This is a genomic window from Bradyrhizobium jicamae (assembly GCF_001440395.1).
Taxonomy (GTDB): Bacteria; Pseudomonadota; Alphaproteobacteria; order Rhizobiales; family Xanthobacteraceae; genus Bradyrhizobium; species Bradyrhizobium jicamae.
Window position 1 is genome coordinate 21,567 of the sequence record NZ_LLXZ01000183.1, and the last position, 8,864, is coordinate 30,430.

An 8,864-nucleotide genomic window follows, 5' to 3' on the forward strand; every position below is an offset into this window, starting at 1 on the left:
TCCAAGCTCTGCGCACACCCGACGTGTCGGGAGAAGCGCACATGGATGGTTCAGGGCCGCTATTTTTTTGTCCCATCAGGTCAATGCTGCGTGCAGCGCTCGCCGCGGCCGCGCTGGCATGCGCCGGACTCTCCGCGTCCACGGCAGGAGAAGCCGTCATGATTGCCATCGATCGCATGAGTATAGGTTCCCCGCCGGCCGGCTTTACGTTTGCGCGGACCGGCAGCGGCGCGGAAGGCGACTGGATTGTCGTCGCTGACCCGACGACCAAGGCAGGCCGCGCGATCGAGCAGCGGAGCGCGGACCGCACCGACTATCGCTTTCCGCTCGCGATCCACGAAAACTTTTCGGCGAAGGATCTCGTCATGCAGATCCGCTTCAAGCCCGTCGCGGGCAGGATCGATCAGGCCGGCGGCATTGTCGTGCGGCTTGCGGACCCCGACAATCACTACGTCGCCCGCGCCAACGCGCTTGAGCATAATGTCCGCTTCTATCGCGTCGTCGCCGGCCGGCGGCAGCAGCTCGGCACATCAAACATTCGCGTAACCTCGAATGAATGGCACATCCTTGCCCTGCGGGCCGAAGGCGACCGGTTCACGGTGAGTTATGACGGAGCGGCGCTGTTCGAGGTCAAGGACGATACGTTCAGCGATGCAGGCGGTGTTGCACTATGGACCAAGGCCGACAGCGTGACGCGCTTCGACCAGGTAACGATCACCGCCTTGCCGTAGGGACGCCGGAATGACCGATATCGCGACCGAACCGAAGGCGTCGACCGGCGCCGCACTGATCCCGCTGCTCTATGTCGCGCGCGGCCTGCGCGGCTTCGGCGACGGGTTTGCCATCATCATCCTGCCGGCCTACATGACCGCGCTGGGCTATGACGCCGTCGCGGTCGGCATCGTCGCGACCGCGTCGCTGCTCGGCACCGCCCTGCTGACGCTGATCACGGGCTGGATCGCGCCGCGCCACGACCTGCGGCCGTTATTGATCGTGGGCGCCAGCCTGATGGCGGCGACCGGCATCGCCTTTCCCGCCGTCGAGCATTTTGTGCTGATCGCGCTGGTCGCCTTCATCGGCACCATCAATCCTTCCGGCGGCGATCTCGGCGTGCTGGTGCCGCTCGAACATGCGGTGCTGGCGCACGGCGCCAGCGACGAGCGCCGCACGCAGGTGTTCGCGCGCTACAGCCTGATCGGCGCGCTCTGCACGGCGGCGGGTTCGCTCGCGGCCTCGCTGCCTGATTTCCTTGTCGCCGGGGGCAGCACGCAACTCACCGCATTCCGCCTGATGTTCTATGCCTATGCCGCGCTCGGCATCGCCTGCACGGCGCTCTATCGCTATGTGCCGCACCAGCGCGGAGAAGAGAAGGCGCCGCAAGCGCCGCTCGGGCCGTCGCGCGGCACCGTCTACAAGCTCGCGGCGCTGTTCAGCATCGATGCCTTCGCCGGCGGCTTTGTCGCCCAATCCCTGCTGGTGCTCTGGCTGTTCGAGCGTTTCGACCTGTCATTATCAGCGGCCGGATTGCTTTTCTTCTGGTCGGGCACGCTGAGCGCTTTTTCCTATCCGGTCGCGGCCTCGATCGCGAAACGCATCGGCCTCGTCAACACCATGGTGTTCACGCATATTCCCTCCAGCATCTTCCTGATCCTGGCGGCGTTTGCACCGAACCTCTACGTGGCGCTCGGTCTATTGCTGCTGCGCTCGGCGCTGTCGCAGATGGACGTTCCGACCCGCACCTCCTACGTCATGGCCGTGGTGACGCCGGCCGAGCGGCCCGCAGCCGCCAGCGTCACCGCCGTGCCGCGCAGCCTCGCATCGGCGATCAGCCCGTCAATCGCGGGCGCGCTGCTGATGACGTCGTTTACGGGGTTGCCTTTGGTGCTCTGCGGCACGCTCAAGATCGCTTACGATCTCGCACTCCTGTTCTCCTTCCGGCACATTAAGCCGCGGGAAGAGCAGGGGCGCTAAATCAAGGGCAGGGGCGCTAGATCGCGCTATCGTTCGCTTTTCACGGCGTAGGGGCCGGCCAGCCGTCGCTCGTCACGGCCATGCGACCATTGCGCCAGCTTGACTTCCGGAGAGTCGGCGGTGGTGGTCTCCTCGGAGTGGAAGGCGATTTTCTGGCTGGCCTGCACTTGATACTTGGCGGCCTGCGCGAGCCAGTACCATTTCTTGTCCGGTTCGCTCAGCGCGCGCTGCCGGCACTCGGCTTCCAGCTCACGTAGGCGGGTCGCTTCTTGCATCGTCGATTCCACAGCCTGGGAGCTCCACCATACGAGCTCCGAAATTACCGAAACGAGTTTCGGCTACTGTCCTCATGACAAAAACTTCTTGACAGCGTGCTATGCCGGTTCGGTGCAATTGATTGAAATTTAGGAATGGATTGAGGAGATAGTTCGCGGACCTGACCGGATGCAACCTCTAGTTGGTTACCTGCTTGTCCCGCGAATGCCCGGCGGCTGGCTGCGGCGCCTGGCCTTGTTTTCACAGCGCTACGTCAAGCCGCGGAAGGCGGCTTGACGGGCTACGATCAATGCTGCGCGACGGCCGTTTTGTCGAGCGCGTCGCGAACGTTGCGCGCCAGTTTCAGGGCGTCGTCGTTGGCCCAGAAATGAACGAAGAACATCCGCGGCTCTTCTGCCAGCATGTGGCTATGGATCGCGGTGACCTCGATACCGCCGGCGCGTAGCGCGCGGATCAGGGGATTGACCTCGTTGCCGGTCACGAGGAAATCGCCCGTTATGGCGGCCTTGCCGCCACCGGTCGGCTGAAAGTTGATGGCGTTCGCGCCGCCGAGCGGCGTGTTGACCTGTATTCCGCCTTCCTTGGCCGGATCACGCCTCGGAATGCCGTACTGATAGACACCGCCGTTTGCCGTGCCCTTGGCGCCCATCGCCTCGTCGAGCCTTGCGGTGTCGAGATCAACCGGCGGCGCAGCGGTGGTGGCCGGTGGATCGAACGGCGTCTTGCTTGCCGATGCAAGCGCCGTGCGTATCGCGGCCGCCATTTTCTCTGGGTCGCCGTGCCCGGCCACATGCATGTAGAAGGTCGCGGGAGAGGCGCGGAGAACGTGATTGTGGATGGCGGTGATGTCCAGTCCGCTGTTCAGCAGCTTCGTCATGACGGGGGTAATCTCAGTATCGAGCAGTACAAGGTCGCCCATCAGCATCGCTTCTCCCTGCATGGGCGCGAAGGCGACCCAGCCTCCGAGTGCCAATGCCGGCTTGATCGCGATGCCGTCGAGCGTCACGCGCAGATCGGATCGCGGCAGCCCGTAACGGTGCACTTCACCGCTTACCGTGGCAGTCTTGCCGAGGGCGGCATCCACCTTCTTCCAGTTGATAGCCTCAGCGCGGGCGGCATGCGACAGCAGCAGTGCGCCGCCGAGCGCGAGTAGTGTGAGAGGGTGTTTCATGGCGTTCTCCTTCTTGCTTGGCGCGCCCCAAAGCTTCGGCTGGACGGCAGGCGTTATCCCGCATTGCGTGATGCAGCGCGGTCGAATGTCGGGATGTGAATGAGAGAGGGTATTTCGGGCATGCGTATGCGCCTCCGGGAAACCGGGACGCGATACTTCGGCATGTCGCCTCGTGGGGGGATCGCAAACCCCCATGGCCGGATTCAGCCACGCTGACGTGGAGTGTCAACGCGTCACGCGCTGACATCAGCAGCCCTCACACGCAATTGACCGGACGCGATCCGGTGTTCACCGGTTCCGCGTTGCCATCAGATGATCAGCACCGTTCCCGAGACCAGCAACAACACCAGCACCACCTTCCGGAACGAGGCTTCATCCAGCCGGCCGTACAGCTTGAGCCCGGCCCAGGTGCCGGCGAACAATGCCGGCAGTCCAATCAGGAACAGCTTCATTGTATCTGGCGCGATCGCGCCTTTGGCGCCGATCCACAATGCGCTCATGAGGAAGATCGCAACCGCCACCGGCTGAAACACCGTGCGTTGCACGTCCTTGGGCCAGCCGCGCAGGCCGCACCAGATCGTCACCAGGATTCCGGCAAGCCCGGTGATGCCGCCGAGCACACCGTTGAGGAAACCAACCCCGGCGTCGGCCGCGGCGCCCCCGGCCTTCACCGGCGCAATCGCTGGCCGCAGCAGCGCATAGAGGCTGTAGAGCATGAGGAAGGCGCCGACGCCTGCGCGCACATGGGCGGGGTTCGCCAAGGTCAGGACGCTGACGCCGACGGGGACGCCGAGCGCGGCGCCGGCCATGAACGGCCAGAGCCTTCGCCAGTCCAGCGCGCCGCGCAGCTTCCAGACCGAATAGCCCTGCACGATCAGCCCGAATGCGATGATCAGGGTGGCCGTTTGCAAGGGAGTAAGGATGTAGAGCCAGATCGCCGATGCGATGAGGCCAAAGGCGAAGCCGGAGAGACCGGCGACCAGCGCGCCCGCAAAGGTCGCGAGAAGAAACAGCGTCAGTTCGAGTGTCGTCCCGTCCATGTGCCCGCTCCACAGAAAAGCGAGCAGCGCTTGAATGGGATCGCCATTTCACGGGGAGGCTGCGACTTCCCCGGTTACACGCTAAGCCCGGAATGGCCTCGCGCGCAAGGTGCGAGGTGACCGTCAGATGCTGCTGACAGTTGCCGCCAGTTGCGTACAGATCGCGCGGTGCAAGACAGAAAGATTCGTCGCAAGCGCCGTCGAGACTCGCGTGCGCGATTTGCAGCACCATATGATCGCGCGATAGGGGCGGGCGACAGGGGGCGGCATTGAGCGAATGGGTCGGGGTTGCGATCGCACTGGTCTCCAGCAGCCTCGGCGGCAGTGCGGCCGCGATCACGCGTTATCTCGTCGGCAATGCCGATCCGATCACGCTCGCCATTCTGCGCTGGGGCATTGGCTTTCTCTGCGTGCTGCCCGCGGCGCTGCTGCTCAAGGCGAGATGGCCGCAGCGAGCAGACTGGCCTGCCGTCGCCGCGCTAGGCTTCGCTTTCTTCGGCGTGTTCTTCGTTTTCTACAACATCGCGATGACGTACACGACCGCGGCGCGCGCCTCGCTGGCGCTGGCGACGCTGCCGCTTCAGACCATGGTGGTAGGGGCGCTGCTCGGCATCGAGCCGCTGACGAAGCGGAAAACGATCGGCGTTTGCATTGCCGTGCTCGGTGTCGTCGCTGCGCTCGCCTCCGGGCTTGCGGCGGCGCCTGTGGGGGCGTGGCGCGGCGAACTGATCATGATGGGCGCGGTGCTCTGCATGGCGTTCTACAACGTCTGGTCCCGCCCGTTCATCCGCCGCTCCAGCGCGCTGGGCTTCCTCACCGTCGGCATGGGGACGGGCGCTGCGGCGCTGATCGTGGTTGGCTTGTTCACCGGCAGTGTCGCGGCCTTGGATCAGTTCGGCACGCCGCAATGGATCGCGGGCATCTATCTCGGCGTCGCCGGCGGCGCGCTGGCGTTCATCCTGTGGGTGCTCGCATTGGAGCGGGCATCGCCGACGCGCGTCGCCAACACCATGACCGTCAACCCGATCGCGGCCGGACTGCTCGCTACCCAACTGGTCGGCGAGCCGATTACGCTAAATCTCGTCGTCGGGCTGATCGCGGTGTTTGCGGGGATATGGATCGCGACGTCGGAGGCGACCTGATTATCTCACGCCGAAGCGATTAGCTTCCTCAGGTCCCTGTCTGCGGTCCTTTCCGCAGCAGGAACAGCGCCAGCAAAGCGGCGATGCTGAGCGCGGAGGAGACGATCAGCACCCGCGCGCCCATGGCCTCGATCAATAGCCCGAACAGCAGCGGCGCCGCCGCTTGTGCCATCCTCGCTGGCGCGCCGATGATGCCGAGGCGATAGCCATAATTCTCGGGGCCGAAGATTGCGAGCGGCAGCGTGCCGCGCGCAATCGTCAGGATGCCGTTGCCCGAGCCGTAAAAGACCGCGAACACGCTGGCCGCGCCGCCGCCCGCCAGCCCCAGGATAACAGCGCCGATCGGATTCGTAATGCAGGCAAGCTTGGTCGATACCAGCGGATGAAAACGGCTGAGAAAACTCGCTTCGAAGATCCTCGCGGCCACCTGCGCGGGGCCGATCAGCGCGCCGGCAAACACCGCCTGCGCGGTGGTCGCGCCGGCCGCCTCCATGATGCGCGGCAGATGCGCCGCCATCGCGCCGGTGACGGTCCATGCTGCGGCAAATACGAAGGCCAGCACGATCATGGTCCGGTCGATGGGAACATGCGGCTTGACGGCTGCCGCCACCGCGGCTTTTGCGCCCTTCACCGCCGGCAGCATCAGCCAATTGATCGGCAGGCCGATCAGGATATGGGCCGCCGCCCAGGCAAAGCAGGTGTTGCGCCAACCGATGGTCTCCAGGCCCCAGGCCGATAGCGGCCATCCGACCGTCGAGGCAAAACCGGCCAGCAGTGTGATGCCGGTGATCGAGCGGCGGGCCGAATCGCCATAGATCCGCCCGAGCGCGGCAAAGGCGGCATCGTACAGGCCTGTGGTCATGCCGATGCCGAGCAGGAGCCAGGCGACGATCATGAGTGGGACCGATGTGCTCATGCCGAGCAGCGCGAGACCTGCCGCCAGCATCAGATTCGACATCGACAGCACAGGTCTGCCGCCAACGAGGTCAATCTGACGTCCGATCCGTGGGGCGAGCAGGGCGGAGAGCACCAACGATGCCGAGAACGCGCCAAACACCCAGCTTGAGGAAACGCCGAGATCGCGCGCGATCGGATCGGCGAGGATCGCGGGCAGGTAATAGCTCGACGCCCAGGCCAGCGTCTGCGTCGTGCCGAGGGCTAAGATGATGGGAAGCTGGTTCACGATTGTCGCGTCTCTTTTCTCGACCACATTAGCGCCAGCGGGCCGAGCAGGATGCCGGCGGCCAGCACCGAGAAAGCGGCCATCCATGCCGACGCGCTCTGCGGACCGCCGGTCGCATCCAGCGCGACACCCAGCGCCCACGCGCCAAGTGCGGAGAGGCTAAAGCCGACGGTGGAGTGCATCGCCATGGTCGCACCGCGATGGCTCGGGTCGGCCGCCATCGACATGCCCGAGGTCAACGCGCCGGAATCGGCAGGTACCGTGATGGCATAGATGAGGATCAGGGGCAGCAGCAACCACGGCGACTTGTCGGCGAAGAAGCCGATCAGGAGTGCCACGGCGGCGGAGGCGAGCATGACGGCCGTGATGGCGCGGTGGCGGCCGAACCGGAGCGCGAATTCGTTGCCGAGAATGCTCGCGGGCATGGCAAGCAGGGAGAACACCACGCTGACGACGACCGGCGTCAGGATCGAAGCGTCGGAGTTCCGCGCAACGACAAAGGTCCAGAACGCCACGATCCAGGTCCTGATGCCGTACAGCTCAAAGCAATGCGCGCCGTAGCCGAGCACGAAGCCCATGGCTTTCCGGTTATGGAACACCGGGCCAAAATCAAGAAGCCGGCCCGACGCCGGCTTTGGCTCGACCGGCTGTAACAGGAAGCAGACGGTAAGCATGACGAGCGGGCCTGCGGCGGTGACGAAGAACGCGGTCCGCCAACCCCACGCCTCGGCCACGAGTTGCGAAACCAGGAATGACATGCCGACGCCGAACGAGAAGCTCGACGTGTACAGCGTGATCGCGCGGGATGAATCGCCGGGTGCGAGCCGGTCCGTCAGCGCCTTGAGGCCGGGCATGTAGGCACCGGCAAAGCCGATACCGGCGATGGCATTGAAGAGGGCGCCCGACCACAGGCCGGTGGCGAAGGCACCGAACAGCAGCGTGCCGAGTGCGCTGACCGCCGAGCCCGCGATCAGGATCTTGCGCGCGTCGATGCGATCGGTGAGCGTCGCCAGCACCGGCACGGTCAGCATGTAGCCGGCCGCGCCGGAGCCCGCCAGCAGGCCGGCCTGCGCGCCGCTCAAATGCCATTCTGGAATCAGGAATGCGGCCAGAATCGAGGGCACGACGACGTGCGGAAGCAGGCTGCCGAGCTGCCCCACGCACATCGCGACAATGACGGATCGGCCTTCCAGCGGGATTCCGTTCACTCCCTATTTCAGGATGCGCAACCGCATCCCGTCTTGCCTTGCTGCTTTGCTTTTTCGTCCGCGACGCAACATGCGTCAACATCCGATAATGCAGGGCCGCCGCAGCAATTGCTGGCATCTGGCGTGAGCGAGCGGCTGCAAACCCCGGTCTCCGGCAGCACCAGTTCGACCCGCTCGGCGGCCGCATAATCTCCGGCAATGTCGGCGGCGATCGAGCGCACCTGCTCGTAGCCGGTGAGCATCAGGAAGGTCGGCGCACGGCCGTAGGACTTCATGCCGGCGAAGTAGAATCCCGGTTCGTCCTGCGCCAGCTCGCGGGCGCCGTGCGGGCGCACGGTACCGCAACTGTGAATGTTGGGATCGATCAGCGGCGCCAGCGCCACCGGGCACTCGATCGCGGAATCGAGGCGGATGCGAAGCTCGCGGACGAAATCGAGATCCGGCCGGAAGCCGGTCGCGACGATCAGTTCGTCGACCACGACCTGCCGCGCCGAGCAGGCAGAGAGGGCGCCGACGACGAGGCGAGGACCGTCGGCGATCAGGTGCGACACGCGAAACTCGCTTTCTACCTTGATCCGGCCTGCGGTCACCAGCGCGGCAAAGGCCGCGCCGAGTTCGCCGCGCGCCGTCAGCTTGTCGTTGGCGCCGCCGCCGAATGCCTTGGCAGGATCGCCGCCGCGCAACAGCCAGATCGGCTCGGTGCTCGGCGCCTCCTGCGCGAGTTTCGCCAGATCGATCAGCGTACCGATCGCCGAATGGCCGGCGCCCAGCACCGCAACGGTCTTGCCGGCATAGCGCGCGCGCTCCCCGCCCAGCACGTCGGGCATCCCGTAGGCGATCCTGTCGGAGGTTTCAGCTTCGCCAATGGCGGGG

The 8,864-nt window shown here is 65.3% G+C and carries 9 protein-coding genes; 3 read left to right on the forward strand and 6 right to left on the reverse strand.

The annotated features are described in order from the left end of the window. Positions 1 to 158: 158 nt before the first annotated feature. Positions 159 to 731 (forward strand): hypothetical protein, encoded by a 573-nt coding sequence (locus tag CQ12_RS30790; RefSeq protein WP_157088595.1) that lies wholly within the window; start codon positions 159 to 161, stop codon positions 729 to 731. A gap of 10 nt (positions 732 to 741) precedes the next feature. Continuing rightward, positions 742 to 1,971: an MFS transporter gene (locus CQ12_RS30795; protein ID WP_057839042.1), complete on the forward strand. Its 1,230-nt coding sequence runs from the start codon at positions 742 to 744 to the stop codon at positions 1,969 to 1,971. A gap of 26 nt (positions 1,972 to 1,997) precedes the next feature. Here the strand turns inward: CQ12_RS30795 and CQ12_RS30800 are convergent, their stop codons facing one another. The 3 genes from CQ12_RS30800 to CQ12_RS30810 all read right to left on the reverse strand — a co-directional run bounded on the left by CQ12_RS30800 (position 1,998) and on the right by CQ12_RS30810 (position 4,458). Continuing rightward, positions 1,998 to 2,246, reverse strand: a complete 249-nt coding sequence (locus tag CQ12_RS30800; RefSeq protein WP_157088596.1) for a hypothetical protein — start codon at positions 2,244 to 2,246, stop codon at positions 1,998 to 2,000. 287 nt (positions 2,247 to 2,533) lie between these two features. Then, positions 2,534 to 3,418 (reverse strand): DUF1259 domain-containing protein, encoded by an 885-nt coding sequence (locus CQ12_RS30805; protein ID WP_057839044.1) that lies wholly within the window; start codon positions 3,416 to 3,418, stop codon positions 2,534 to 2,536. Between the two features lie 308 nt (positions 3,419 to 3,726). Continuing rightward, positions 3,727 to 4,458, reverse strand: a complete 732-nt coding sequence (locus CQ12_RS30810) for a sulfite exporter TauE/SafE family protein (protein ID WP_057839045.1) — start codon at positions 4,456 to 4,458, stop codon at positions 3,727 to 3,729. 269 nt (positions 4,459 to 4,727) lie between these two features. Between CQ12_RS30810 and CQ12_RS30815 the strand changes: the two genes are divergently transcribed. After that, on the forward strand, positions 4,728 to 5,600 hold the full coding sequence (locus CQ12_RS30815; RefSeq protein ID WP_057839046.1) for a DMT family transporter: 873 nt from the start codon (positions 4,728 to 4,730) through the stop codon (positions 5,598 to 5,600). A gap of 28 nt (positions 5,601 to 5,628) precedes the next feature. Here CQ12_RS30815 and CQ12_RS30820 read toward each other — a convergent pair whose 3' ends face one another. The 3 genes from CQ12_RS30820 to CQ12_RS46860 form a co-directional block, all read right to left on the reverse strand. Next, positions 5,629 to 6,783, reverse strand: coding sequence for an MFS transporter (locus CQ12_RS30820; protein ID WP_245310242.1), 1,155 nt, complete (start codon positions 6,781 to 6,783; stop codon positions 5,629 to 5,631). After that, positions 6,780 to 7,949, reverse strand: a complete 1,170-nt coding sequence (locus tag CQ12_RS30825) for an MFS transporter (RefSeq protein WP_198164294.1) — start codon at positions 7,947 to 7,949, stop codon at positions 6,780 to 6,782. The genes CQ12_RS30820 and CQ12_RS30825 overlap by 4 nt, the downstream gene beginning before the upstream one ends. A 50-nt stretch (positions 7,950 to 7,999) precedes the next feature. Beyond that, positions 8,000 to 8,864 (reverse strand): NAD(P)/FAD-dependent oxidoreductase (locus CQ12_RS46860; protein ID WP_488226008.1); only part of this gene is annotated, 865 nt, incomplete at its 5' end.